A 25,279-nucleotide genomic window follows, 5' to 3' on the forward strand; every position below is an offset into this window, starting at 1 on the left:
CCCCGCCAGAGGTGCGTCCATGCCCGCCCACCGGCTGATTCCGGCGCTGGCCGCCGGCCTGCTGCTGATCTGCAACCTCCTCGTGGCCGGCCCGCTGCAGGCAGCCGAGGCCCTGCCACCGACCCAGCCGTTGCAGGGCCCCGGCGGTTCGAACTACGCCCATGCCGACGTGCACCAGTGGCACTTCTCGGCCGAGGGCAACGAATACTGGGTGTTCACTCCGGAGCGGCCCGCCCCCGCCAGCTCGCCTGTGGTGGTCTTCACCCACGGCTGGAGCGTCATGCAGCCGGACCTCTATCGCGCCTGGATCGAGCACATCGTCCGGCGTGGCGCCATCCTCATCTACCCGCGCTACCAGGCGACGCTGAAGACGCCAGCGGCGGAGTTCCTGCCCAACGCAGCCGACTCCGTGCGCCGCGCCATCGCCGATCTGCAGGCAGGCAAGCTGGGAGTGAAGCCGGAGCTGGAGCACGTCGCCTACGTCGGCCATTCGGCGGGTGGCCTGATCGCCAGCGGGCTCGCCGCCTCCTGGCAACGGCTGGGCATACCGGAGCCGCGTGTGCTGATGGCGGTGGAGCCGGGCAAGAGCAGTGGCCCACGCTGGCGCCAGGTGCCACTGGAACCGCTGGCCAACATCCCCGCCGGCACCATGCTGCTGGCGCTTTGTGGTGATGAGGACGAGCGCGTTGCCTGCGATGACGCTCAGCGCATCTACTCGGAAAGCACCCAGGTCGCGCCGCGCAACAAGGACCTGCTCCTGCTGCGCAGCGATCGCCACGGCAGCCCGCCCCTGCTGGCCAACCATGCGGCGCCGACCGCACCGCGCTTCGATCCGCGCTACCCGCCCAGCGACTCCTCCAGCTGGTTGCTCAACCGCGTGCAGGAGCGCGTGAAGCAGCGTCTGAAACAAGGGCAACCCTCAGCCCACAACGCCCTGGCGACCGATGCGATGGACTGGTTCGGGCCGTGGAAGCTGTTCGATGCATTGTGCGATGCGGCCTTCTACGGCCAGGACCGCGATTACGCGCTGGGCGGTGGGCCGGCGCAGCTGTCCATGGGGCGCTGGAGCGATGGCACACCGGTGAAGGCGATGCAGCGGTTGTCGGCACCAGTACCCTGAGCATCCATCGCCGGCCTGGGTTCGCGAACAATCTCAACTGCCGCTGTGCTCCATCACCGCCCCCTTGAACACATCGTCCAGCGGCACCTGGTAGCCAATGGCAAGACGGTTGGTCTCGTTGGCCATGGCCACCACGGCCATCAGCTCGCCGAGCATGGCGTCGTCCATCCCGGCCTTGCGCGCCGCCGCGCCGTGGGAGCCGATGCAGTAGTTGCAGTTGTTGGTGACGCTGACGGCGACGTAGATCAACTCCTTCACCAGCGGATCGAGCTGACCCGGCCCCATCACCTCCTTGAGACTCTCCCAGGTGCGCTTGAGCGTCTGCGGGTGATTGGCCAGGGCCTTCCAGAAGTTGTTCACCCAGTCGACCCTGCGGGTCGCCATGATGTCGTCGTAGACGGCGCGGACTTCAGGGCTGGCGTCGGCGTACTCGATCAATTGAAAGGACATGATGGCTCCCTATAAGTTTTGGAATAAGAAAAGCAGAATTCAGAATTGGATGACTGGACAAGCGATGGAGAAAGATAAGGCGTTCTCTCCCATCCCCGTCAAGGAATCAGACCCATGCAACGCCGCCCCGCCCTGTTCTTCGCCGTCGCCCTGCTACCGCTTCTCGTCCAGTCGGCCCAGGCCGCCCAGGCGGGCCTGTGGGACACCTACGCCAGCCTCAGGCAGCACGACTGGGTCGACCTGACCCACTCGTTCGACAGCAATACACCGCACTGGAAAGGCTTCGAGCCCATGGGCCGCAAGACGCTCTACACCGTGGACAAGGACGGTTTCCAGGTGGAGCTGTACAGCCACGTTGGCCAGTGGGGCACCCACGTCGATCCGCCGGTGCACTTCCACAAGGGCCTGCGCAGCGTCGATCAACTCGACGTGAAGGAGCAGTTCCTGCCGCTGGTGGTGTTCGATATCCACGAGCAGGTGGCGAAGAACCCCGACTACGTGCTGACCCTGGCCGATGTGAAGGCCTGGGAAGCCAAGCATGGCCCGGTACCGCAAGGCTCCTTCGCGGCGCTGCGCACCGACTGGTCCCAGCGCTGGCCGGACCAGGCGAAGATGCAGAACCAGGACGCCAAGGGTGTCGCGCACTATCCGGGATGGAGCAAGGAGGCGCTGGTGTACCTCTACGAGACGCGCAAGATCACTGCGTCCGGCCACGAGACCACGGATACCGATCCCGGCGTCGCCACCAGCAAGGACGACTATTCGCTGGAGTCGTACATCCTGGGCACCAACCACTACCAGATCGAATTGCTCGCCAACCTCGACAAGGTGCCCGAGGCCGGCGCGCTGGCGGTGGTGAGCTTCCCGAAGATCGCCCAAGGCACAGGCTTCCCGGCGCGGGTCTTCGCCATCCTGCCGTGATCCGCCCTGTCTGTAGGAGCGAGCTTGCTCGCGAACAGCCCCCTCGCGGACGTTGATTCGCAAGCAAACTCGCTCCTACGAAGAGCATAAAAAAACGCGGCCCGAGGGCCGCGTTTTTTATTGCTCGAGCGTCGATCAGTGAACCAGGATCGAAGCCTTCTTCTGACGCACCTTCTCCGGGTTGATCAGGAAGCGCGCCAGCGCCGGCAGCAGCCAGAGGGCGCCGAACATGTTCCAGAGGAGCATGAAGGTCAGCATCAGGCCCATGTCGGCCTGGAACTTGATCGCCGAGAAGATCCAGGTAGCCACGCCGATGGCCAGGCACAGGCCGGTGAACAGCACGGCTTTACCCGTGGACTTCAGCGTCTCGTAGTAGGCCTCCTGCAGGGACAGGCCCTGGCGCAGGAAGGACTCCAGGCGGGTGTAGATGTAGATGCCGTAGTCCACGCCGATACCCACGCCCAGCGCGATCACCGGCAGGGTCGCTACCTTCACGCCGATGCCCAGGGTAGCCATCAGCGCGTTGCCCAGCACCGAGGTGAGGATCAGCGGCAGCACGATGCACAGGGTCGCGGCGAAGGAGCGGAAAGTGATCAGGCACATCACCGCCACGCAGATGTACACCAGGATCAGGATGGTCAGTTCCGAGTGCTTGATCACGTCGTTGGTGGCGGCCTCGATACCGGCGTTACCGGCGGCGAGCTTGAACTTCAGGTCGTCCTTCTCGTTGGCCTTGGCGAAGTCCTGCACGACAGCCACGGCGCGGTCGAGAGTCTCGGCCTTGTGGTCGTTGAGGAACACCAGCAGGGGTGCCAGCGAGCAGTTGCTGTTGAACAGACCTTCGGCGCGGCTGATGGAGTTGTTCAGCACGTCCTGGTTGCGCGACAGCGACTCCCACTTCAGGTTGCCTTCGTTCATGCCCTTGATCATCTGCTTGGAGACGGTGACCAGGGAGATGGCCGACTGCACGCCCTGGGTGTTCTCCAGGCGCCAGGCCAGCTCATCGATGGCGGACAGGGTCTTGTGGGTGGAGCAGCCTTCGGCCTCGGACGCCACCATCACCACCAGCACGTCGGAGCTGGTCGAGTAGTTGCGGATGATGAAGTCGTTGTCCAGGTTGTAGCGCGAGTCCGGACGCAGTTCCGGCGCACCCTGGTCAAGGTCACCGATCTTCAGGTGATGGCCCTGCCACATGCCGCCGGCGAACATCGCCAGGGCGATGACCACGGAGATCGGTGCCACGGACGGGCTGGCGAAGTTGGACAGCGCGCGCCAGAAGGGATGGTCGCGCACGGCGTCTTCCTTGCTGCGCTGCACCGCCTTCTTGCTGATGCCGATGTAGGAAATGGCGACCGGCAGCAGGATCAGGTTGGTGAACACGATCACCGCCACGCCGATGGAGGCGCCGATGGCCAGTTCGCGGATCACGCCGATGTCGATCACCAGCAGGGTGATGAAGCCTACGGCGTCCGCGAGGATGGCGATCATGCCCGGCAGGAACAGTTGGCGGAAGGTGCGGCGAGCGGCCAGCAGCGGGGTTTCCGCGTCACTGGACTGCAGGGCGATACCGTTGATCTTCTGCACGCCGTGGGAAATACCGATGGCGAAGATCAGGAACGGCACCAGCATCGAATACGGGTCCAGCCCGAAGCCGATGATGTGCAGCAGGCCCAACTGCCAGATCACCGCCACCAGGGTGGTGGACAGCACCGCAATGGTGGAGCGCACGCACTTGGTGAACCACAGCAGCAGCACCAGGGTGATGACGAAGCAGATGCCGAAGAAGCCGACCACCATCAGCAGGCCGTCGATCAGGTCACCGACCTTCTTGGCGAAGCCGGTGATGTGGATCTTCACGTTGGGGTTCTGCAGCTGGTACTTGTCGCGGATCTTCTCTTCCAGCTCATGGGAGAACTGGCGGTAATCCAGCTTCATCAGCTTGCCCTGGTCTTTCGGGTCCGGGTAGACCTCCAGCAGCGGCACGTCGACGATGCTCGACTTGAAGTTGTTGGCCACCAGGCGGCCGATCTGGCCGGACTTGAGCACGTTGTTGCGCAGCAGGTCCAGGGCCTTGGCGGAACCGTCGTAGGTCTGCGGGATAACCTCGCCGCCGGCGAAGCCTTCCTCGGTCACTTCGGTCCAGCGTACGCTCGGGCTCCACAGCGACTTCATGCCGGAGCGGTCGACGCCGGGGATGTAGAAGACCTCGTCATGGATCTGCCGCAGCGTCTCCATGTATTCCTTGGTGAAGATGTCGCCGTTCACCGCTTCCACCGAGATGCGCACGGTGTTGCCGAGGTTGGCCAGGTCGTTGCGGTGCTCCAGCATGTTCTGGATGAACGGGTGCTGCAGCGGGATCATCTTCTCGAAACTGGTGGACGGGCGCACTTGCGTGGCCGACCAGGCGAGGAAGACGGTCACCAGCAGGCACGCGATGATCACGAACGGCCGGTGGGTGAAGATGATGCGTTCCAGGAAAGTCGCCTTGTCCTGTTGATGCTTGTTCAGAGCGTTCATTGCGGCTCCCCGGCTTATTGTTGTTCTGTCAGCTCGGCGCCGGTCGCCGAAGCCAGGTGGATACCGCCCTGGCCGACCAGCACCAGGTTGCCATTGCCGGCAGCGCTCACGCCCGCGAGGGACAGGCGATCCGGACGGTTGACGACGCTGAAGCTGACGCCGTCGTCCTTGCTCTCCAGCACGCTGCCGCCGTGGCCGACGACGACGATGGTGCCGTCATCCAGCAGGCTGCCTTCGGAGAGGCCGAACTCCAGCTCGCCGCCATTGGCGGTGGGCAGGCTGACCTGCTGCCAGGTGCTGCCGAAATCGGTGGAACGGAACAGGTGGCCGCGCAGGCCGTAGGCCAGGACGGTGCCGGCCTGGGTGGTGCCGGTGGCGCCGAACAGCGAGCCCTCGTAGGGGCCCTGGAGTTTTTCCCAGGTCTGGCCCCAGTCCTTGGAGCGGAACATGCTGCCCGCCTCGCCGACCACGAACAGGCCGGAGTCCTTCACCGCCGTGATGGCGTTGAGGTGGTACTGGTCTTCGTTGTCCAGGCGATCGCTGACGTCTTCCCAGCTCTTGCCGCCATCGGTGGTTTCCAGCAGCGCGCCATAGGCGCCCACGGCCACACCGTGGTTCTCGTCCTGGAACCAGATGTCCAGCAGCGGCGCTTCGCGCTTGAGGTCCTCGAACTGGCGCACCCAGGTGGTGCCGCCATCGGTGGTGGCCAGGACCTGGGCGTCGTGGCCGACGGCCCAGCCCTTCTTGTCGTTGACGAAGAACACCGAGGTCAGCAACTGGCGGGTCGGCACGATGGCCTGGGTCCAGCTCTTGCCTGCGTCGTCGGAATAGAGGATGTGCCCGTGGTCCCCCACCGCGACCAGCCGCTTGCCGGCATGGGCGATGCTCAGCAGCAAGCTGCTGGAGGCCTTGGCGGACATGATCGAGTTGGAATCACTGGCGGCGTCCGTTGCGGCAACGGCATGCAGCGGAGCCAGGGACATCATCAGGAAGGAAAACGCGCCGAGCAGGGAAATCGACTTGCGCGACATCGGGAAGGAGCTTCGCACTCCCGATACGGGCTGCTCGCTCGAAGTGCGCCACTGGGGCTCACGCATATGCCTTTACCTCTTTTTCTTATGCAGGCGGTATGTAGTTTGGAGCTATATAGCCAGCCTTTTCCGGGGCTGACAATTAACGGCACGTTATCTTTTGTTAAGCCCCGGGCGCCTCACTCGAAAGGATGAGTGCATTTTGCCATCTCGCCCGAAAGGCGCGCGGGTGGCGGCTTCCCGCGGGTGGAGCGGTAACACTTTCACGCCTTCACGCTTTCGCGCAGGTATAAAAAAGCCCGCCATGGGGCGGGCTCTTTCACGCACGAAGCGAACTCAGCGGGTGCCGCGGCGACGCAGTGCGGACGGGCTGAAGTAGGAGTCGTCCGGTACGGCCTGGCTGAAGTCGATGGTGGTCGGCTCTTCGTTGTCCAGGTTCTGTACGTGGTAGCGACGCGCCTGCAGGTCGTGGAAGGTATCCAGAGCAGTCCAGGTGGTGGGCAGCTCGTAGTAGTTCTTCAGGTACGCCAGCGATACGCGCCACAGTTCGCCGCGACCGTCGTACTGGTCGACTTCGGCGGCGCCCCAGCTGTCCTCGTCGAGGAACAGTACGCGCTTGGAATAGATGTGGCGTGCGCCCGGCTTCAGGGTGCCTTCCACGATCCACACGCGGTGCAGTTCATAGCGGGTGTATTTCGGGTTCAGGTGGTTGGGGGTCAGCAGATCCTTGTACTTAACCTCAGGGCTGGAAACCTTGTAGTTGTTGTACGGGATGTACATTTCCTTCTTGCCGATCAGCTTCCAGTCGTAGCGGTCCGGCGAGCCGTTGAACATGTCGGTGTCGTCGGCGGTACGCAGGCCGTCGGCGGCGGCGATCGGGGTGTCGTAGGCCAGGTTCGGCGCACGGCGCACGCGGCGCTGGCCGGCGTTGTAGCCCCAGGCCTGACGCGGCTCCTTCACCTGATCGAGGGTCTCGTGGACCAGTGCGGCACCACCGGCCAGGCGAGCCGGGCTCTTGGTGAACGACAGGTAGTAGAACAGCAGGTTGTTCAGGTCGGCGAAGCTCTTGCCCTGGATGTAGTACTTGAACAGTGCTTCCTGCTGCGAGGTCACCAGCGAGTAGTCGCCGTTGCGCTGCACAGCCACTTCGGACGCGCGACGCACGACGTAGGTGCCGCGGTAGCGAGCGATGTGGTTCCACACCGCTTCCACGCCGCTCTGCGGGATCGGGAACGGGATGCCGCCGAAGGCATCGACGAAGCCGTTGCCGCCTTCGGCCAGCTTGGCGCTGGTGGCGTTCTTCAGGGTGTTGTCATACACCCACTGCGGCGCCGAACCGCTGCGGCGGCTCGGGTACACCGGCATCTGGAAGGTGTCCGGGTAGGTGGCGAACAGCGCCAGGGTGCCCGGAGTCAGGTTGGCCTTGTACTGGTCAAGGTTGGCCTTGGTGATGGTATACAGCGGCTTGTCGGCGGCGAACGGGTCGATGTGGTGCTGGCCCGGCTTGTAGCCGGCCGGTGCCTGGGTGATGCCACCGGTCCAGGCCGGAATGGTGCCGGCGGCGTTGCCGGCCTTTTCCGCGCCCAGCGGGGTCAGGCTCGACTGCAGCTTGGCCGCGTCCTGCGGGGAAACCGCCGCCAGGGCGCTGCCGGCGGACAGGGCCAGGGCCACTGCGGCGCCGACCAGGGTACGCATGTTGCGCATGGTGATTCTCCGTGAAGTTCACGCGCCGGCCCAAGTGGGCCGACGCGAGCTTGTCGTTAGAAGGAGTACTTGACGTTGAAGCCGACGTTGTCGCGGTCGCGGCTGGCGTTGTTCTGCCCGGCGCCGTAGAACTCGGTGTACTGCAGTTCGGCTTCCAGGGCGTTCAGGTAGGTAGCCTTGACGCCCAGGGTGTAGGCCTTGCGGCCTTCGATGAAGTTGCCGGTCTGGTAGGAGTTGCCTTCGAAGTCGTCCTTGTAGACGGCGTAGGGCGAGATGTTCACGCCGGCGAAGACGTCGTTCCAGGTACCGGATAGCAGCAGGGTGTAGCCGTAGGCGTTCTTGTTCACCTGATCGTCGCGGTCGTAACCGGAGATGTAGGCGCCGTTGCCACGGCCGGAGTAGTAACGGGTGCTGCCGTCGTAGGCGGTGTACTTCAGGTCGCTGCCGCGCAGGTGCTCGGAGGCCAGTTCCGCCACGCCCATCAGCGAGTCGAAGGACAGCGACGGGCCGAAGTTGTAGATGGTACCCAGCGAGGTGTTGAAGGCCTCGACGCGCTCGTAGTTGTGGATCTGGTCGCGAATCGAGACATCACCGCCGCCGATGTTCACGGTCTTGCCGCTGGCCAGCGCCGGGGCCTGGACCAGCAGGTCGCCGAGCAGGTCGTTGGTGGTGGCGATGCCGATCGGCAGGTTCGGGCGGTAGGCCAGCTCACCGAACACCGAGGCGTCGCCCACGGTGGTGTTGAAGCTGAAGCCGTACATGCGAATGTTTTCCACATATTCACGGCGGGCGTTGACCTGGTTGGCGACGTCCACGGAGGTCGCGCCATTGACCAGGCTCAGCACCTGACCGGCCATGGCATTGCCGCTGCCTGCGGCGCTCACCAATTGGTCGTAGGAGGTGAAGCCACCAACGCCGGCGAGCTGGTCGAGATCCACGCCAGCGTAGTCGCTGTTCAGGTCGGCGTAGATGGTCGGCTCTTTGGAGTGGTAGTTGACGAAGTAGAAGCCGAACTCGGTGGAGTTCAGTTCTTCAGCCACGTAGTGGAAGGCCACACCGAACTGACCATCGTTCTTGGCGTTGATGTCCTTGCCGACATTGGCGACCTTGAACACACCGTTGGAGTCCAGGTACTGAGTACCCTGCAGGCCGCCCACATGGGCTGCGGACAGCTGCGGGTAGAGGCTCTGGAACAGCGGGTTGGAAAGCGCGCCCACGGTGGTGTAGGCAGTGTTGCCGCCATCGGCGAACAGGTCGGTCTCGGAGAAGAAGGTGCCGACCGGGTCGATGCGGGTCTCTTTCCAGTTCCACTGGTAGAAGGCGTCCATCGACAGGTTGTCGGTCAGGCCGATGTTGAAGCTCGCGGCCTCCACCGGCATCAGCACTTCCTTCAGCTCCGAGCCCGGCAGGCGGAACTTGGCGGCGTCCACCGGGTTGGTGGTGTTCACGCCACCGCGGTAGAAGATGCCTTCGCCCCAGTTGAATACCTGACGACCCAGGCGCGCGGTCAGCGGGTGATCGGCCACGTCCCAGTTGCCATAGACGTAGGCATCGAGGATCTCGGCGCGGTTGCCGGCGGCGTCGCGGGTCTCGCTGGTGAAGCGATCGCTGTTCGGATAGGTCTGGCTCGGTTGCGCCGGGTGGTTGTTGTCGTAGTAGTCGTTGCGCTTGTCCATGATCTGGGTGTCATAGAAAGCCGAGCCACGCACGAACAAGCCGTAGTTCTTGTAGGTCGCTTCCAGGTCGGAAGTGATCTTGTACACCTCGGAAACCAGGCCAGTGTCGAAGTTGCGGTTGCCGTCGTTGCCGTTGATGTCGTTGTTGGTCTTGTCCTGGCCTTGCACGCGCCACAGGGCGCCGTAGGACACGGTGCTGTCCAGCGAGCCGGTGACTTCGTTATCGAGGAAGCTGAACTCGACCGCCGTTGCCTGGGCAGACATCAGCAGGGGCAGGATGCCGGCCAGGGCGAAACCGGCACGAGCAGGCGCATAACGCAAGACAGGCTTGCGAACTGGGATTTCCATTAGGACTCACTCCATGGACTGATCATTCTTTAGCGGCGCCGCCAGTGCGCGGTACGCCTTGTCAGCCGTTATTCCACGGCCTTGTTGTCGTCGATCTGAAGGAAACTCCCCCAAGGTGCTCGACACGCCTCCCGACCCAATGGACGGGCAAAGGCTAAGCGGGGTCCGCCGGTGCAACCCCAATGCCAAGAGCACGTCTGTATCCCGTTCTGCTTACAAAAAATAAAGAATCAGCTCGCTACTTTTTGTGACTGGTCATTCACTGATCAAATTCACGGACCGATTGCGCCATTTGCTCCCTCCCCTGGCGCAATCCGCCCCTGAAGGCGCGACGCAGACACTTCGGACATTTCTGCCCAATACCGCACAGCGATAAGAACGATATCGATTAATTTCGATAGGTAACAAAAAGGTGTTACCAACAAAAGTTGGTAACACCTTTTCGACTGCGGCATGCGCCCCTGGAACGGGGCGCGGTGGGTGTATTACGCGACGCTCTTGCTCACCACTTCGTAGACATCGCTGGACAGCTCGCCCGACGCCAGGATGCGTTCCAGCTCGGCCTTCATCAGCGCCTGGCGCTCGGGCGCGTACTTGCGCCAGCGGGTCAGCGGCGTGAGCAGGCGCGAGGCGATCTGCGGGTTGAGTGCGTTGAGGGTGATGATCTGGTCCGCGAGGAAGCGGTAGCCGGCGCCATCCGCGCGGTGGAAGTTGATCGCGTTCTGGTTGGCGAAGGCGCCGATCAGGGCGCGGATCTTGTTCGGGTTCTTCAGGGTGAAGGCCGGATGGCCCATCAGCGCCTGCACGCGCTCCAGCCCACCCGGCAGGGTGCAGCCGGCCTGGACGCTGAACCACTGGTCCATCACCAGCGGGTCATCCTTGAAGTAGTCGGCGAACATCGCCAGCGCCTCGGCCTTCTCCTTCTCGAAGGAAGAGTTGACCAGCACCGCCAGCGCGGTCAGGCGCTCAGTCATGTTGTCGCAATCCTTGTACTGCTCCTGGCAAGCGGCGAGCACTTCGGCCTTGCCGCTCTGGATCAGGTAGGACAGCGCGATGTTCTGCAGGCTGCGGCGGGCAATGTGCGAGGCCTCGGCAACGTAGGCGGTCTCGCGGGATTGCGTGCGGTTGGCCTGGTAACGCTCCCACAGCTGTTCGTGCAGCGCCGCGCCGATCTGCTGGCGGGCGAACTCACGGGCCGCATGGATCGCCTCGACATCAGCCACTTCGCTGATCTCGGTGAGGTAGGCCTCGCTGGGCAGCGAAAGCATCTCGGCGACCATGGCCTGGTCCAGGCCGGTGTCCAGCAGCAAGGTGCGGAAGGCGGTGATCAGACGCTGGTCGAGTACCAGCTTCTCGCCACGCTGGTGCTGGCCGATCAATTCCTGCAGGACCTGCACGGACAACTGCTGGCCGGCTTCCCAGCGATTGAAGCCGTCCTCATCAAACTGCATGAGGAACATCAGTTGGTCGCGGTCGTAGGGGAAGCTCAGCTTCACCGGCGCGGAGAAACCACGCAGCAGCGACGGCAGCGGCTTCTCGGCGAGGCCGACGAAGGTGAAGGACTGCTCCGCCTCGGTCACCTGCAGCACACGGTCGCTGCCATGGGCGTGCTCTTCCCCCTTGAGGCGCAGCGACAGGGCGTTGCCCAGCTTGTCGATCAGGCCCATCTGCACCGGGATGACGAAGGGCAGCTTCTCGCTCTGCCCCGGCGTCGCCGGGCAGCTCTGGCGGAAGGTCAGGGTGTAGCTCTGCGCGGCGGCGTCATAGCTCTCCTCCACCGCCAGGCGCGGAGTACCGGACTGGCTGTACCAGCGCTTGAACTGGGTCAGGTCGACGCCGTTGGCGTCTTCCATGGCCTTGACGAAATCGTCGCAGGTCACGGCCTGGCCGTCGTGGCGCTCGAAGTACAGGTCGGTACCCTTGCGGAAGCCATCGGCGCCCAGCAGGGTGTGGATCATGCGCACCACTTCCGAACCCTTCTCGTAGACGGTCAGGGTGTAGAAGTTGGAAATCTCGATGAAGGAATCCGGGCGCACCGGGTGCGCCATCGGGCCGGCGTCCTCGGCGAACTGATTGGTACGGAGGAAGGCCACGTCCTCGACGCGCTTGACGGTGCGCGAGTTCATGTCAGCGGAGAACTCGCTGTCGCGGAATACGGTGAAGCCTTCCTTGAGCGACAGCTGGAACCAGTCGCGGCAGGTCACGCGGTTGCCCGACCAGTTGTGGAAGTATTCGTGGGCGACCACGCCTTCGACCCGCTGGTGCGCAGCGTCAGTGGCGGTCTCGGCCTTGGCCAGCACGCAGCTGGAGTTGAAGATGTTGAGGCCCTTGTTCTCCATGGCGCCCATGTTGAAGTCGTTGACCGCGACGATCATGAAGATATCCAGGTCGTACTCGCGCCCGTAGACCTTCTCGTCCCAGCGCATGGAGTTCTTCAGGCTGTCCATGGCGTGCTGGCACTTGTCGATGTTCTCCGGCTCGACATAGATGCGCAGGGTGACTTCGCGCTCGCTCATGGTGGTGAACTGGTCTTCCACACACCAGAGATCACCGGCGACCAGGGCGAACAGGTAGGCCGGCTTCTTGAACGGGTCCTGCCAGGTCGCCCAGTGGCGACCGCCCTCTTCCGAGCCGCTGGCGACCGGGTTGCCGTTGGAGAGGAGCACCGGGTACTGGTGCTGCTCGGCCGACAGCGTGGTGGTGAAGCTGCTCATCACGTCCGGGCGGTCGAGGTAGAAGGTGATCTTGCGGAAGCCTTCGGCCTCGCACTGGGTGCAGAACATCTTGCCGGACTTGTACAGGCCTTCCAGCGCGGTGTTGCTTTCCGGGTGGATGCGCACGGTGCTGTCGACGGTGAAGGTCGTCGCCGTCGGCTGCAGGGTCAGGTGGTTCTCGTCGAGCTGGTACTGGCCGGCCTCAAGGGCCTGGTCATCCAGCGCCACCGACAGCAGCTCCAGCTGCTGGCCGTCGAGCACCAGGGGCGGCAGGCTTTCGCCCGGAGCGCCGGCCGCACGATCCGGGTTGCGGCGCATCACCAGCTGGGCGTGGACCAGGGTGTGGTCCTCGTACAGCTCGAAGGTCAGGTTGGTCTCGTCGATCAGGTACTCGGGCGCCTGATAATCCTTGAGGTAGATGACTTTCGGTTGCTCGGTACGCATGGCTTTTGGCCCCTTGGCAGGCGGCCGGCGCGATGGGCCGGCCGGAGGAATCTGGTACTGACTCTAGCGAGCTAGAGCGAAGCGGGCGAGTCGCGCACGCATCTATCCCTAGATGCGTGCCACGAGCCGGAAATTCAATACGATGTCGATCAGGCGCTAATGGCCAGCTGGTACGCGGTGAACTTGCGCACGTTGATCACGCCGGTATCGAAGATCAGGTACTGGCCCTTGATACCCTGCAGGGTACCCTCGACCACCGGCGTCTTGTCCAGATCGAAGCTGGTGATCTTGGCCAGGTAGGCCTCCACCGGATAGCGGATCTCGATGGGCTCCATGTCGATCACCGGCTGGATCGCCTGCAGGCCGAAGCGCTGCTGCAGCCCGACGATACCCTCGGCACAGGCGTCGAAGACCTGCTCGCGAATCGCCACTAGGTCCAGTGGCTCGGCCTCGCCCTTGAGCAGCGCGCGCCAGTTGGTGCGGTCGGCGACCTGGCTGCGCAGCAGGTCTTCGACGAAACCGGACTGCTGGCGGGTCGCCACGCGCATGATCGGCAGCGCCTGGCGCGCGCCCTGGTCGATCCAGCGGGTCGGCACCTGGGTGGCGCGGGTGATGCCCACCTTCACGCCCGAGGAGTTGGCTAGGTAGACCACGTGGTCGGTCATGCAGAAACGCTCGCCCCACTCCGGATCACGGCAGGAACCGTCCTCGAAGTGGCACTTCTCCGGGCTCATGATGCAGCTGTCGCATTGCGCCAGCTTGGTGAAGCACGGGTAGCAGTAGCCCTGTGCGAAGCTCTTCTTGGTCTTGCGGCCGCAATGGCTGCAGAAGATTTCGCCCAGGTACTCCAGGCGCACCGTCTTGCCGATCAGCGGGTTGACCGGGACCTGCGCCTCGCCGAGGCGGAAGGCATACTGCACGGGGCTTTCCAGGCGCGCCGACATCTTGTCCAGGGCGCCGCGTCCAATCTCTTGCATCAGTGCAGGGAGTTGGAGGAGAAGATCATGTTCGGGATCGGCTCAGCGTGGGAGGCGCATTCCTGCGGGCCCATGTAGCCGGTGCGCTGGTCCTCGGGCAGGTTGTCCATCTCCCAGGCGATCATGGCCTGCAGCGACAGCTCTTTCTGCTCCTGGGACAGTTTGCGGCCGTCCGGCCACTTGCCAATTTCCACGGCCAGCTTGAGGCTCTCGTAGATTTCGGGGGTGATGTTCTGGATCATTTCGGCGAAGGACGACATGGGCCGGCTCCTGCAGGGGAAAACGAAGCGGGCATTCTACCGGGCCGAGCGCCCGGGCGCACGAACAGAGGTCAGGCGGTAAGTGATTGCTCTTGTGTAGGAGCGAGCTTGCTCGCGAACGGGCCCCACGGGATGCTGCGGAGCTAAGCAGTTCGCGAGCAAGCTCGCTCCTACAGGTTCAGGGTCAGGCCACGCGACGACGCGCCAGCAGTCCACCGATCAAGCCGCTCAGGCAACCCGCCACCAACCCGCCCACATGCGCCCCATTGGCGATGGAGCCGAAGCCGAGCAGGTCGATCACGCCCGAGAGGCACACCAGCAGCCAGATCAGCATCATCGCCACCACGCCCTTGGGCAGGTTGTAGGCCGGCGTCGGCGCCATGCGCTGGAAGATCCAGCAGTGCCCCAGCAACCCGTAGAGCACGCCGGACAGCCCGCCGAACAGGCTCGGCCCACTGACGCCGTACTGCACGACGTTGGAGATCAGGCCAAAGCCCAGGCTCAGCCCCAGCAACAGCCACGGCCCCTGGCGGTACTCGATGCGCCGCCCCAGCTCCCAGTACCACATGGCGTTCATCGCCAGGTGCAGCCAGCCGAAGTGGATCAGCATGGGCGTGAACAGGCGCCACCATTGCCCCTGCGCCAGCGAGTCGGACAGCGGATAGAACAGCGCGCGATCCTCGCCGACCAGCTGGAAGTTCTGGAAGGTGAACCAGCGCAGCGTCTCCGGCGAGGTACCCAGCAGGGTGACAGCCGCAACCACGAAGGTCACCAGCAACACCGCCGCCGTCATCCGGCTCATCTTCAGTTGCTGCACGAACCCCGGCCCGCGGCGCTGGGGTTCGGCCTGCACGGTGAACTCCGGGTCGCCCTGCGGGTAGCGCTGGTAGAGGCTGCGAACCTGCTCGGCCAGCTGCGAATTGGGCACCCAGAGCACCTGTTCGCCGGCCTCCTCGCTGACCCGGAACGGCACGTTCAGTCGGCGCAGCAAGCCAACGAACTCCCCCAGGTCGACTGCCGCCGGCAACCGCATCGCTTCAATGGCACTCACTCATCGCCCTCCGGACGCTTGACGTCCACCCACACGAACTTATTGCGGTCCAGCCGCGTTTCCTCGTCCAGCCGGTAGGCCGCGAGCTTGCCGTACATCACCGCGCTGTAGTCCAGGCAGGCGAGGTTCGGGCGGATCGGCGCCGGCGTGCCGCGCCGCCAGTAGTGGCCGACGAACAACAGCGGCTCGTCGGCACCGTAGGTCAGCAGGCGCGACTTCTGCTCCTCGCTGAGGCGTTCGCTGGCCACTTCGTCGGGCAGCGCGTCGGGCTGGAACACGATGTCGCCGTAGGTCTCCGGCGCACGGTCCTCTTCCCAGAACTTGGTACGGAAGGCCGAGCGGGTGAAGCCGTCGCTGCCGGTCAGGGTCATGCCGTTAGGCAGGCGCATGTCGGTGCCGCGCAGCAGGCGGTCACAGGCTTGCTGGGCGAAGCTGCCGGGCTCGGCGCTGGCCTTGAGGAAGGCCTCGTCGATGCGCCCGCTGGAGAATTGCTGGCGCAGCGTATCGATCACATCGTGATCCCAGCAGGCGTGGACCATACGGAAGCGCCCGGCATCGAGGAACAGCGGCATCTCCTGGAACCAGCCGAGGAAGTCACGCCAGTCCGCCGGGTGGCCTTCGAACTGCTCCAGGGTCTCCTTGATCAGCCGGGCATGGCGTGGCGTGTGTTCGCGCACGTACTGCCGGCCGCTACCGGGCGCAGCGGGAGTCGACCAGCCGAGAGCATTGAATTCGTGGTTGCCCATGATGCACAGCGCCTCGCCGGCGGCGACCATGTCGTGCACCCGGTGCAGCGCCTCGCGGATACGCGGGCCACGGTCGATGATGTCGCCGAGGAACAGCGCCTGCCGCCGCGCATGTCGCCAGACGCCACCCTGGGCGCGATAGCCGAGGCGCTCCAGCAGGTGATCGAGGGTGTGCGCGCAGCCGTGGATATCGCCGATCAGGTCATAGCCGCGTGCAGGGTCGAGTTCCATCACTCGCTGCTCCCCAGGCGGCTGCCCCAACCCAGCTTGGTCCGGCAGACCTCGTAGTAGTTGTGGTCGATGGGATGGATCAGGCGCAGCTTCTGCGGCTTCTTGCTCACCGTGACGGTGTCGCCCGGTGCACAGGTGAAGTGGTTCTGCCCGTCACAGGAAACCTGCGGGTAGATCTGCATGTTCGGCGAGACGACGATCTTCAGCTCGCTGTTGCCGTCGACCACGATGGGCCGACTCGACAGCATGTGCGGGTACATCGGCACGACCACGATGGCATCCAGCTTGGGATGCATGATCGGCCCACCGGCGGACAGCGCGTAAGCAGTGGAGCCGGTCGGCGTGGCGACGATCAGGCCGTCGGCCTTCTGGCTGCAGACGAACTGGCCATCGATGTACAGCTCGAATTCGATCATCCGCGTGGACTTGCCGGGGTGCAGCACCACGTCGTTCAGCGCGTCGCCCTGGCCGATGGACTCGCCATGCCGGCGCACCAGCGCATCGAGCAGGAAGCGGCTCTCGACTATGTACTGGCCGCCGAGCACTTCGGCGACCTTGGTCTCCAGCTCGTCGGGGCGGATATCCGTGAGGAAGCCCAGGCTCCCGCGGTTGATTCCCAGCACCGGCACCTTGTGCCGTGCCAGGGCGCGCGCAGCGCCGAGCATGCTGCCGTCGCCGCCGACCACTATCACCAGGTCGCAGATCTCGCCCATGATCTTCCGCGAGCAGGTCTGCAGGCCGTGGCCCGGCAGGACCTCGGCGATGGTGTCCTCGAGGATCACATGCAGGTGTCGCTCGGTGAGGAACTTCTTCAGCCGACGGATGGTTTCCAGGACCTGGGTGCTGCCCAGGCGGCCGATGATGCCGATATTGCGAAAGGGTTCCATGGGACTCCGGACGGCGTTGCGGGTACTCGAATGTCGGAATTATGGGCGAAAGGCTCAGGCAGCGGCAAACCGCAGCGCGGGCATAACGGCTAGGCTTGGGGCATGACCGACTTCACCGCCCTGCTCGACGAGCTGCTGATCGACCTGCGCCAGCCGCAGGTCCGCGACCTCGCCTGGACGCTGCTCTCCCCGCCCCTGCTGCAACCTGGCAGCCCCGCCCTGCGCCATCCGCTCAGCGCCAGTCGCTGGCACTCGCAGCCTCGGCTGCTGGCCGACTGGCTGCGCAGCCAGGAACACTCGCCGGGCGAGCTGCTGGCCCAGCTCGAAGCCGCGCCGCACCAGCGCCTGGGACGCTACTACGAACGCCTCTGGCAGTTCGCCCTGGAGCGCGCACCGGATCTGCGCCTGCTCGCCGCCAACCTGCCGGTGCGCGACAACGGCCAGACCCTGGGCGAGCTCGACCTGCTGGTGGAAGACGACGCCGGGCTGCATCACCTGGAGCTGGCCATCAAGCTCTACCTCGGCCCCAGCGACGACGGCCCCGACTCCTGGCTCGGGCCGGGGGCCGAGGACCATCTGCTGCGCAAGATCGAGCACTTCTACCAACACCAATTGCCGCTCTCGGCCACCGCGCAAGGGCTGGCCGTGGTCCGCGAGCACAGCGACGCCACGCCATCCCCCGGCCTCTGGCTGGGCGGCTATCTGTTCTACTCCTGGCCCACGCCCTGCCCGCCGCCCACCGGCGCCAGTGACAACCACCAGCGTGGTCGCTGGCTGCACCGACGCGCCTGGCCGGCCTACCAGGCACAGCATCCGCAGGGTTGGCAGGCGTTGTCGCGCAAGGGCTGGCTCTCCCCGGCCGCCGAGGACGAATGCTGGAGCGCCGAGCGCTTCGCCGCCTGGCTGGAGGAGTTACCGGAAGACGGCTTCCCGCAAATGCTGGTGCGCTTGGAGTTCCGCGAAGGGCGCTGGCGGGAGCAGGAGCGCCTGTTCCTGGTGGGTGACCGCTGGCCGCGGGTGCACAGCGGTTATTCGCGCTGAGTGGCCAGCGCCGTCAGCTTATCGTCCAGCGCTCGGCGCCCCTGCAAGCCACCACTGTGGACGGCGACGATACGAGCACCACGGTCAATGCGCCCCGCTGCAATCTCATCGTGCAGCGCCAGCAGCAGCTTGCCGGTATACAGCGGCTCCAGCGGTACGCCGCACTCCGCCTCGGTCGCCAGAATGAAGCGCGCCAGCGTCGCGTCGACCCGCGCAAAGCCACCACGGCTGGCGTCGATCAGACGGTAGCCGGCATCGGGCACACCGCCCGCTCTCAGCAACTCAGGCACCTGCGTTTCGACGCCATGCCCCGGCGGCACCGCCAGGGCACCGACAACGCAATGCTCGCCCTGCTCGCCGAGCACAAGGCCGGCCAGGGTCGTGCCGGTACCGCAGGCAACCCAGAGCTGCTGATAGTCCTTCCAGCCCAGGTCGCCGAGCTGCTGGCGAATCACCCCGACCAGGGGTGAGCAGCCCTGTGCGCCGGCGAGCCCGCCGCCGCCCTCGCCTACCGCGAGCAACTGGGGGTAGCGCTCGCGCCAGGGCGTCCAGAAATCGGCTTCGTGGCGCCGGCGATAACCGCCGTAGCCGAGCCAGTGGAGCTGCATGCCGAGCCGGCGCAGGTCGGCCACCGTCGGGTTGTCCTGCTCTTCGCCGCGCAGCAATCCCACGGTTTGGAAACCAAATCGTGCACCGGCCGCCGCGACCGCGTGGAGGTGATTGGAATGGGCGCCGCCCAGGGTTATCACACCGTTCAGGCCGAGATCGGCGGCCTGCTGGAGGTAAGGCGCGAGCTTGAACCACTTGTTGCCGGAGACCAGCGAATCCACCAGATCCAGGCGCAACAACGCCAGCTCGACGCCAGCGCGATCCAGCCATTCCAGGTGAATGCGTTGCAGCGGTGCTTCCGGGCGCCAGTCGGGAAACAGCAAGGCGCCCCGGTCAGCCGGTGGTGACGCTGCGCAGACGGCCCGCGGTCTTGTGCCGGGAGCAGCAGTTGCTGTCGCCTTCGACAAAACGGCCGGGGGTTTCCACGCGGTCGATGGGCATGGCGCAGCGCTCGCCGTTGGACAGCCGTCCTTCACAGGCGGGTTGCTGGTAATGGGCAAGCCAGCTGCGGTACTGGTCTTCAGCGACGAAGCACTTGGCAGCGGCGTAAGCCATGGGGTTTTCCTGGTAACGGGCGACATCCTGCAGCGACAGGGTCAGATGACCGGCGCCCGGATGGTACACCACGAAGATCACCCCCAAGCCGGCCAGACGCTCCAGCACCGAGCCGTCTACCGCCTTGGCCGACAGTGCGTCGAGCTCCTGACGCAGGCCTTCGGCGCCCTGCTGCAGCTGCGTGGCAACCTGGCGCAACTGGGCGGTTTCCTCGCGCAGCTGCTCGGCTTCGTGGCGCAGTTGCTGATTCTCCTGCTGCAGCTGCTGGTCCAGCTCGTTGCGGTAGCCCAGCTCGACATCGCGGACGGAAATCTGCTCCTTGTAGCGAGCCTCCAGGCTGGCCATGCGGGTGCGGGACTCCTCCTCGATCTGCTGGCGCAGTTGCTCCAGCTCGTCGCGGCCGCTCTGCTCGATATGGCGCAGTTGCGCGGTCAGTTCCTCGCGGCCGCGCTGGAAACCATTGGCCTGGCCATCCAGCTCGCGGCGCAGGCCGGCGTTAATCTCTTCCTCGCGCTTGAGGCCTTCGCGCAGCGCGGCGAGTTCGGCCTGCAACACCTTGACCTGCTCCTGCGCACCGAGCTTCAGGCGGCTGAGCTCCTGCTCGTGCTGCTGGCTGACCTGGGACAGGCGGGCCTCATGCTGGCCGAGCAGCTCAGCAGTCTTCTGCTGGTGCTCCTCGAGCATCGCGCGGGCCAGCTTCTCGGCCTCCTCGCGGGACTCTTCGGCGGGCGCATACCACTGGTGCTCGTCGGCCATTTGCAGGCGCGCCAGCTCTACGGCGGCGGGTTCTTCTTCCACCAGCACGCCAAGGTTGTTGCGCTTGATCGATTCCCGCAGTTGCACCAGATGATTCTGGCTGGCGTCCAGGTTCGGGTCCCACAGATGCATCTGATGCCAGGACACCGGGCACTGGCTGCGGCAGGCCAGGCGAATGGGACCGGCCCCCATGTCGGGGCCGCGGCCTGCGCGGTCGGCGAGATTGCGCAGCGGCAGGTTCCAGCCGCGGTCGGCCTCGCCCTTCTCGTCGAAGTCCAGATAGAAGAACACCACCGCCTTGACCAGCAGGCGCGGGTTGATCAGCACATAGGCGAGCTGCATCTGCTGATCGGCGTACTCCGGCATCTGCACGACGTTGTCGAGCAGCGCCTCGAATTCGGGGTAGAGCATTTCCCTGCAGACGCCACGGTCATTGAAGAAGACCACGGCTTCCACCATTTGAGGCTTCTTCTGCATGCTCATCGATTGACCTCTGGGCTCGTGCGGGAGGAAGTCTGGAAAAAGGGTCTGTCAGAAATGCAGCACCCAGACAGCGGGAAAATCCCGACATCCGAGCAAGTCTAGGGGAATTAATGTCGCAGGCAATGTGACTCGGTTGGCACCCGACCCGGCGGTCTGGCCGGGCGGTTAACCGGTTGGATAATTCTGTGACGCGGTTGGATTTTCGAGAGGATATCCGGGCCCGGAAGGGAACTTTTCCGGGCCCGGTTTTGAGACCTGAATCTCAACCGACTCAGGTCTCAGGCGCTTCAGATCTCGGCAGCGAGGCGCGAGCCCTGGTTGATGGCGCGCTTGGCGTCCAGCTCGGCAGCCACGTCGGCGCCGCCGATCAGGTGCACGCTCTGGCCGGCAGCGACCAGGCCGTCATGCAGCTCGCGCAGCGGGTCCTGGCCGGCGCAGACGACCACGGTGTCCACCGGCAGCACCTGCGGTTCGCCGCCGGCGATGCTGATGTGCAGGCCGTCGTTGTCGACCTTGAGGTACTCGACGCTGTTGAGCATCTGCACCTGCTTGTTCTTCAGCCCGGTGCGGTGGATCCAGCCGGTGGTCTTGCCCAGGCCGTCACCGACCTTGGACTTCTTGCGCTGCAGCAGGAACACCTGGCGCGCCGCCGCATGCGGGTGCGCCTGGATACCGGCGATGCCGCCACGGGCTTCCAGCTTCTCGTCGATACCCCATTCCTGCCAGAAAGCGTGGCGGTCCAGGCTGGTGGATTCGCCGGCATGGGTGATGTATTCGGAGACGTCGAAGCCGATGCCGCCGGCGCCGATCACCGCGGCAGTCCTGCCCACCGGCTTGCGTTCGAGGATGGCATCCAGGTAGCTGATCACCTTGGCATTCTCGATGCCCGGAATCGCCGGGGTGCGCGGTACGATGCCGGTGGCCAGGATGATCTCGTCGAAGCCGCCCTTGACCAGGTCATCGACACTGACGCGGGTATTCAGGCGCAGGTCGACGCCGGTGGTTTCCACCTTGCGCTTGAAGTAGCGCAGGGTCTCGTAGAACTCTTCCTTGCCCGGTACGCGCTTGGCGACGTTGAACTGGCCACCGATCTCGCCGGCGGCGTCGAACAGGGTCACTTCATGGCCACGCTCGGCCGCCACGGTAGCGGCGGACAGGCCCGCCGGGCCGGCGCCGACCACGGCGATCTTCTTCACGTGGGTGGTCGGGATGTAGTTCAGCTCGGTCTCGTGGCAGGCACGCGGGTTGACCAGGCAGCTGGTCAGCTTGCCGCCGAAGGTGTGGTCCAGGCATGCCTGGTTGCAGCCGATGCAGGTGTTGATCTCGTCGGCACGGCCTTCGGCGGCCTTGTTGACGAAGTCCGGATCAGCGAGGAACGGACGGGCCATGGAGACCATGTCGGCATCGCCTTCGGCCAGTACCTGCTCGGCGACTTCCGGGGTGTTGATGCGGTTGGTGGTGACCAGCGGGATGCCGATCTCGCCGCGCAGCTTGGCGGTGACCTTGGTGAAAGCCGCGCGCGGCACCTTGGTGGCGATGGTCGGGATACGCGCTTCGTGCCAGCCGATGCCGGTGTTGATGATGGTCGCGCCGGCCTTCTCGATGGCCTTGGCCAGCAGGACGATCTCGTCCCAGGTGCTGCCGCCTTCCACCAGGTCGAGCATCGACAGGCGATAGATGATGATGAAGTTCGGGCCGACGGCCTCACGCACGCGGCGGACGATTTCCACCGGCAGGCGCATGCGGTTCTCGTAGCTGCCACCCCAACGGTCGGTGCGGTGGTTGGTGTGGGCGGCGAGGAACTGATTGATGAAGTAGCCTTCCGAACCCATGATCTCAACGCCGTCATAGCCGGCCACCTGGGCCAGGCTCGAGCAATTGACGAAGTCGGCAATCTGCTTCTCGATGCCCTCTTCATCCAGCTCGCGCGGCTTGAACGGGTTGATCGGCGCCTGGATGGCACTGGGCGCGACGGACTTGGGGCTGTAGGCGTAGCGGCCGGCGTGGAGGATCTGCATGCAGATCTTGCCGCCCGCCTCGTGCACGGCCTGGGTGACGATCTTGTGCTTCTCGGCTTCTTCCGGCGTGCTCAGCTTGGCTGCACCGGAATAGACGCCACCTTCTTCGTTCGGGCCGATGCCGCCGGTGACCATCAGGCCGACGCCGCCGCGGGCGCGCTCGGCGAAGTAGGCCGCCATGCGCTCGAAGCCCTGGGGCTTCTCTTCCAGGCCGGTGTGCATGGAGCCCATCAGGGTGCGGTTGCGCAGGGTAGTGAAACCCAGGTCCAGCGGCGCGAGCAGGTGCGGATAAGTGGCGGTCATGGTTCCTCCGGCATTCACGATGATGCCGCGCCCTCAGCCTGCGGAACGGCGAGGCATGGGGCGCGGTCGGTATGGGGCAGACTTTAGGCAGCGCGCACCCGCCGCTCAATGATCGAAAATGACAAGTTACTGACCAAAGATGACACGCCGTCTTGGCAATACCCGGCGCAGCCCCTACCCTGTGGGGCACCCCATGAGTACCCGTCCTTTATGCGCAAGCTGATCTTCCTCGTTCTGGTCATCCTCTTCGCCGGTTATGCCGGCTGGGCGGAGCGTCGCCCGGTGGGCCACTACCTGTCCGACCTGCGCAGCCAGGTGGTAATCAACCAGGGCCAGCCGTCCGAGCGCGGCAACCTGCTGGGTGTCCAGCCGGAACTCTTCACCCAGGACTACCAGAGCGCCGAACGCCTGCGTCTGAAATTCCGTGCCTACCTGGCCAAGGCCCGCGACGAAGGGCTGATCAACTCGCGTACCGTCGTGGTGTTCCCCGAGCACATCGGCACCTGGCTGGTGGCCGCTGGCGAGAAGCCCGAGGTCTACCAGACCGAGCACCTGACCGAGGCCATGGAATGGATGGCCGCCAGCAACCCGCTCAAGCTCGCGCGCGGCTGGCTCGGCGCCAAGGGCGAGGACCGCATGGCGGACGCCCTGTTCCGCATGAAGGCGGTAGACATGGCACATGACTACCAGACACTGTTTGGCGGGCTGGCCAAGGAATTCGGCGTGACCATCGTCGCCGGGTCCATCGTGCTGCCCAACCCGCGCATCGTCGAAGGGCAGATCCGTACCGGCAACGGCCGCCTCTACAACGTCAGCCAGGTCTTCGGTAGCGACGGCCTGCCGCTGGGCAAGCCGCAGCGCAAACTCTTCCCCATCGACGACGAGAAAGGCTTCACCCGCGGCGGCGATCCCGACGACCTGCAGGTCCTGCAGACTCCGGCCGGACGCCTGGGCGTGCTGGTCTGCGCCGACAGCTGGTTCCCGGCGAGCTACGAGGCGTTGGCGACGAACAAGCCCGATATCGTCGCCGTGCCTGCTTTCCTCACCGGCAACGGCAACTGGAGCAAGCCCTGGAAGGGCTACAACGGCGCGCCGACACCGAGCGATGTGACGCTCAAGCCCGGCGAACTGACCGAAGGCCAAGCCTGGGAGCGCCTTGCCCTGGCCGGCCGCCTCGGCGAAAGCGGCGCCCATGCCGGCATCACCGTGTTCATGCGCGGCCACTTGTGGGACCTGGGCAGCGACGGCCGCAGCCTGGTGGTCAGCGGCGACAGCCACACCCTGGCGCCCGACGGGCCCGGCGCGCGCCTGATCAACCTCTGGCTATGAGCCGCCCAACCATGCGGCTGGGCGATCTGTCGGTCGGCTTTGTCCACAGCCTCGCCGACGCTCTCGCGGAAAGCGGTATCGCGCCGCAGCCACTGCTTCAACAATACGGGCTGGACGCCGCGCGCCTGGGCGAACCGGGCGCTCGCCTGTCGATCCCACGCTACATGCGCCTGGGCCATGCGGCTATCCAGCAGAGCGGCAACCCCGCCCTCGGCCTGCGCATGGGCCAGCTGAGTCGACCGAGCCAGAGCGGCCTGGCCGGTGTCACCGCCGCGCAAGCGCCCAACCTGCGTGCGGCGGCACGTGCGCTGATCCGCTTCGAGCCGCTGTACGCACAGAACTACCGCGGCCAGAGCAGCTTCATCGAGGACGCCAGCGGCGCCTGGCTGCGCTTCTATTCCATCAGCCCGTACAACGCCTACAACCGCTTCGTGGTGGATTCGGTGCTCGCCGGCTGGGTGAGCATGCTCGGCAGCATCGGCGCGCAGGCTCTGCGCCCGGAGAAAATCGAGATCGAATATCCGGCACCCGCCTGGGCCCCGCGCTTCGAGGAGCTGCTGGGTTGCCCGGTGGAGTTCGGTGCGGCGCACAACCAGTTGCGCCTGGACCTGTCGACCCTGGCACGCGGCAACCCGGACCACTGCCCGAGCACCTGGCGGCAGTTGCTGGAAATCTGCGAGAAGGAACTGGAGCAACTGACCCGCACACGCAGCCTGCGCGAGCGCGTCGCCCAGTTGCTGGGGCCGATGCTTAACGGACGCGAGCCGGACCTGGAGGAAGTCGCCGCCCGCCTGAAGCTGCCGACCTGGACGCTACGCCGCAAGCTGGCGGAGGAAGGCACGCAGTTCCGCAGCATCCTCAACGACACCCGTCGCGACCTCGCGATGATCTACATCCGCGACACCGACCTGGCTTTCGGCGAAATCGCCTACCTGCTCGGCTTCGCCTCCGCAGAGGCCTTCCAGCGCGCCTTCAAGCGCTGGAGCGGGCAAACGCCGGGAGAGTTCCGCCGCGCCCAGCGCCACAGCGCCTGATCACATCTCCGTGGCGTCGTCGGCCGGCTCCGGCAAATCCTGTTCCACGGCATGCAGCTCCAGCAGTTCTTCCT

General features: G+C 65.1%; 19 protein-coding genes. 5 read left to right on the top strand and 14 right to left on the bottom strand.

Annotated elements, in window-relative coordinates:
• The first annotated feature begins 19 nt into the window (after positions 1-19).
• Positions 20-1,120, top strand: a complete 1,101-nt coding sequence (locus tag RS899_RS16910; RefSeq protein WP_315807643.1) for a chlorophyllase/cutinase-like alpha/beta fold protein — start codon at positions 20-22, stop codon at positions 1,118-1,120.
• 33 nt (positions 1,121-1,153) lie between these two features.
• Here the strand turns inward: RS899_RS16910 and RS899_RS16915 are convergent, their stop codons facing one another.
• Positions 1,154-1,570 (bottom strand): carboxymuconolactone decarboxylase family protein, encoded by a 417-nt coding sequence (locus tag RS899_RS16915; protein ID WP_233299481.1) that lies wholly within the window; start codon positions 1,568-1,570, stop codon positions 1,154-1,156.
• A 114-nt stretch (positions 1,571-1,684) separates the two neighbouring features.
• Between RS899_RS16915 and RS899_RS16920 the strand changes: the two genes are divergently transcribed.
• Entirely contained in the window at positions 1,685-2,491 is an 807-nt protein-coding gene (locus tag RS899_RS16920) for a cyclase family protein (protein WP_233299482.1), read from the top strand.
• Positions 2,492-2,626: 135 nt separating this feature from the next.
• On the opposite strand, the gene RS899_RS16925 is transcribed toward RS899_RS16920, so the two are convergent.
• From RS899_RS16925 to RS899_RS16970, 10 genes are all read right to left on the bottom strand, one after another.
• Positions 2,627-5,008, bottom strand: coding sequence for an efflux RND transporter permease subunit (locus tag RS899_RS16925; RefSeq protein ID WP_054909190.1), 2,382 nt, complete (start codon positions 5,006-5,008; stop codon positions 2,627-2,629).
• 14 nt (positions 5,009-5,022) lie between these two features.
• On the bottom strand, positions 5,023-6,039 hold the full coding sequence (locus RS899_RS16930) for a WD40/YVTN/BNR-like repeat-containing protein (RefSeq protein WP_409978023.1): 1,017 nt from the start codon (positions 6,037-6,039) through the stop codon (positions 5,023-5,025).
• A gap of 336 nt (positions 6,040-6,375) precedes the next feature.
• The gene (locus tag RS899_RS16935) at positions 6,376-7,743 is read right to left on the bottom strand and encodes a DUF1329 domain-containing protein (protein WP_054909188.1); all 1,368 of its coding nucleotides are present in this window, start codon (positions 7,741-7,743) and stop codon (positions 6,376-6,378) included.
• A 56-nt stretch (positions 7,744-7,799) separates the two neighbouring features.
• A complete protein-coding gene (locus RS899_RS16940) occupies positions 7,800-9,767 on the bottom strand; it encodes a DUF1302 domain-containing protein (protein ID WP_054909187.1) in 1,968 nt (655 codons plus the stop codon).
• A gap of 485 nt (positions 9,768-10,252) precedes the next feature.
• On the bottom strand, positions 10,253-12,925 hold the full coding sequence (gene pepN / locus RS899_RS16945; protein WP_315807645.1) for an aminopeptidase N: 2,673 nt from the start codon (positions 12,923-12,925) through the stop codon (positions 10,253-10,255).
• Between the two features lie 149 nt (positions 12,926-13,074).
• Positions 13,075-13,902, bottom strand: coding sequence for a DUF2797 domain-containing protein (locus RS899_RS16950; RefSeq protein ID WP_315807646.1), 828 nt, complete (start codon positions 13,900-13,902; stop codon positions 13,075-13,077).
• Positions 13,902-14,162 (bottom strand): YeaC family protein, encoded by a 261-nt coding sequence (locus tag RS899_RS16955; protein ID WP_024765109.1) that lies wholly within the window; start codon positions 14,160-14,162, stop codon positions 13,902-13,904. Before RS899_RS16955 ends, RS899_RS16950 begins: the two co-directional genes overlap by 1 nt.
• Positions 14,163-14,346: 184 nt before the next feature.
• Complete coding sequence (locus RS899_RS16960; protein ID WP_409978087.1) at positions 14,347-15,195, bottom strand: rhomboid family intramembrane serine protease; 849 nt, start codon at positions 15,193-15,195, stop codon at positions 14,347-14,349.
• Between the two features lie 14 nt (positions 15,196-15,209).
• Positions 15,210-16,190 carry a metallophosphoesterase gene (locus tag RS899_RS16965; RefSeq protein ID WP_054909183.1) on the bottom strand — a complete coding sequence of 327 codons (981 nt, stop codon included), beginning with the start codon at positions 16,188-16,190 and terminating at the stop codon, positions 15,210-15,212.
• The gene (locus RS899_RS16970; protein WP_017519352.1) at positions 16,190-17,077 is read right to left on the bottom strand and encodes an NAD(+) kinase; all 888 of its coding nucleotides are present in this window, start codon (positions 17,075-17,077) and stop codon (positions 16,190-16,192) included. The genes RS899_RS16965 and RS899_RS16970 overlap by 1 nt, the downstream gene beginning before the upstream one ends.
• Before the next feature lie 102 nt (positions 17,078-17,179).
• On the opposite strand from RS899_RS16970, the gene RS899_RS16975 reads away from it, so the two are divergent.
• Positions 17,180-18,118 (top strand): DUF1853 family protein, encoded by a 939-nt coding sequence (locus tag RS899_RS16975; protein WP_315807647.1) that lies wholly within the window; start codon positions 17,180-17,182, stop codon positions 18,116-18,118.
• Here the strand turns inward: RS899_RS16975 and RS899_RS16980 are convergent.
• From RS899_RS16980 to RS899_RS16990, 3 genes are all read right to left on the bottom strand, one after another.
• Positions 18,106-19,050, bottom strand: a complete 945-nt coding sequence (locus RS899_RS16980; protein WP_315807648.1) for a 1-aminocyclopropane-1-carboxylate deaminase/D-cysteine desulfhydrase — start codon at positions 19,048-19,050, stop codon at positions 18,106-18,108. The two genes, RS899_RS16975 and RS899_RS16980, sit on opposite strands and share 13 nt — an antisense overlap.
• Before the next feature lie 10 nt (positions 19,051-19,060).
• Positions 19,061-20,521 (bottom strand): chromosome partitioning protein ParA, encoded by a 1,461-nt coding sequence (locus RS899_RS16985; protein WP_315807649.1) that lies wholly within the window; start codon positions 20,519-20,521, stop codon positions 19,061-19,063.
• 287 nt (positions 20,522-20,808) lie between these two features.
• Positions 20,809-22,842: an NADPH-dependent 2,4-dienoyl-CoA reductase gene (locus RS899_RS16990; protein WP_054909180.1), complete on the bottom strand. Its 2,034-nt coding sequence runs from the start codon at positions 22,840-22,842 to the stop codon at positions 20,809-20,811.
• A gap of 210 nt (positions 22,843-23,052) precedes the next feature.
• Here RS899_RS16990 and RS899_RS16995 point away from each other — a divergent pair, with 210 nt between their 5' ends.
• Both RS899_RS16995 and RS899_RS17000 read left to right on the top strand, forming a co-directional pair.
• Positions 23,053-24,171 carry a carbon-nitrogen hydrolase family protein gene (locus RS899_RS16995; RefSeq protein ID WP_315807650.1) on the top strand — a complete coding sequence of 373 codons (1,119 nt, stop codon included), beginning with the start codon at positions 23,053-23,055 and terminating at the stop codon, positions 24,169-24,171.
• Positions 24,168-25,205 (top strand): AraC family transcriptional regulator, encoded by a 1,038-nt coding sequence (locus RS899_RS17000; RefSeq protein ID WP_315807651.1) that lies wholly within the window; start codon positions 24,168-24,170, stop codon positions 25,203-25,205. Before RS899_RS16995 ends, RS899_RS17000 begins: the two co-directional genes overlap by 4 nt.
• Positions 25,206-25,279 lie beyond the last annotated feature (74 nt).

Origin of the sequence: Pseudomonas sp. C9-3 (genome assembly GCF_032392015.1) — a bacterium.
Lineage (GTDB): Bacteria > Pseudomonadota > Gammaproteobacteria > Pseudomonadales > Pseudomonadaceae > Pseudomonas > Pseudomonas nitroreducens.

What these genes read in the sequence shown, in the direction of transcription:
- RS899_RS17000 (WP_315807651.1), top strand. Translation starts at nt 24,168, where the DNA reads ATGAGCCGCCCAACCATGCGGCTGGGCGATCTGTCGGTCGGCTTTGTC.
- RS899_RS16915 (WP_233299481.1), bottom strand. Translation starts at nt 1,570, where the DNA reads ATGTCCTTTCAATTGATCGAGTACGCCGACGCCAGCCCTGAAGTCCGC.
- RS899_RS16985 (WP_315807649.1), bottom strand. Translation starts at nt 20,521, where the DNA reads ATGAGCATGCAGAAGAAGCCTCAAATGGTGGAAGCCGTGGTCTTCTTC.
- RS899_RS16990 (WP_054909180.1), bottom strand. Translation starts at nt 22,842, where the DNA reads ATGACCGCCACTTATCCGCACCTGCTCGCGCCGCTGGACCTGGGTTTC.
- RS899_RS16970 (WP_017519352.1), bottom strand. Translation starts at nt 17,077, where the DNA reads ATGGAACCCTTTCGCAATATCGGCATCATCGGCCGCCTGGGCAGCACC.
- RS899_RS16935 (WP_054909188.1), bottom strand. Translation starts at nt 7,743, where the DNA reads ATGCGCAACATGCGTACCCTGGTCGGCGCCGCAGTGGCCCTGGCCCTG.
- RS899_RS16975 (WP_315807647.1), top strand. Translation starts at nt 17,180, where the DNA reads ATGACCGACTTCACCGCCCTGCTCGACGAGCTGCTGATCGACCTGCGC.
- RS899_RS16910 (WP_315807643.1), top strand. Translation starts at nt 20, where the DNA reads ATGCCCGCCCACCGGCTGATTCCGGCGCTGGCCGCCGGCCTGCTGCTG.
- RS899_RS16965 (WP_054909183.1), bottom strand. Translation starts at nt 16,190, where the DNA reads ATGGAACTCGACCCTGCACGCGGCTATGACCTGATCGGCGATATCCAC.
- pepN (WP_315807645.1), bottom strand. Translation starts at nt 12,925, where the DNA reads ATGCGTACCGAGCAACCGAAAGTCATCTACCTCAAGGATTATCAGGCG.
- RS899_RS16955 (WP_024765109.1), bottom strand. Translation starts at nt 14,162, where the DNA reads ATGTCGTCCTTCGCCGAAATGATCCAGAACATCACCCCCGAAATCTAC.
- RS899_RS16920 (WP_233299482.1), top strand. Translation starts at nt 1,685, where the DNA reads ATGCAACGCCGCCCCGCCCTGTTCTTCGCCGTCGCCCTGCTACCGCTT.
- RS899_RS16960 (WP_409978087.1), bottom strand. Translation starts at nt 15,195, where the DNA reads ATGCGGTTGCCGGCGGCAGTCGACCTGGGGGAGTTCGTTGGCTTGCTG.
- RS899_RS16930 (WP_409978023.1), bottom strand. Translation starts at nt 6,039, where the DNA reads ATGTCGCGCAAGTCGATTTCCCTGCTCGGCGCGTTTTCCTTCCTGATG.
- RS899_RS16950 (WP_315807646.1), bottom strand. Translation starts at nt 13,902, where the DNA reads ATGCAAGAGATTGGACGCGGCGCCCTGGACAAGATGTCGGCGCGCCTG.
- RS899_RS16995 (WP_315807650.1), top strand. Translation starts at nt 23,053, where the DNA reads ATGCGCAAGCTGATCTTCCTCGTTCTGGTCATCCTCTTCGCCGGTTAT.
- RS899_RS16925 (WP_054909190.1), bottom strand. Translation starts at nt 5,008, where the DNA reads ATGAACGCTCTGAACAAGCATCAACAGGACAAGGCGACTTTCCTGGAA.
- RS899_RS16940 (WP_054909187.1), bottom strand. Translation starts at nt 9,767, where the DNA reads ATGGAAATCCCAGTTCGCAAGCCTGTCTTGCGTTATGCGCCTGCTCGT.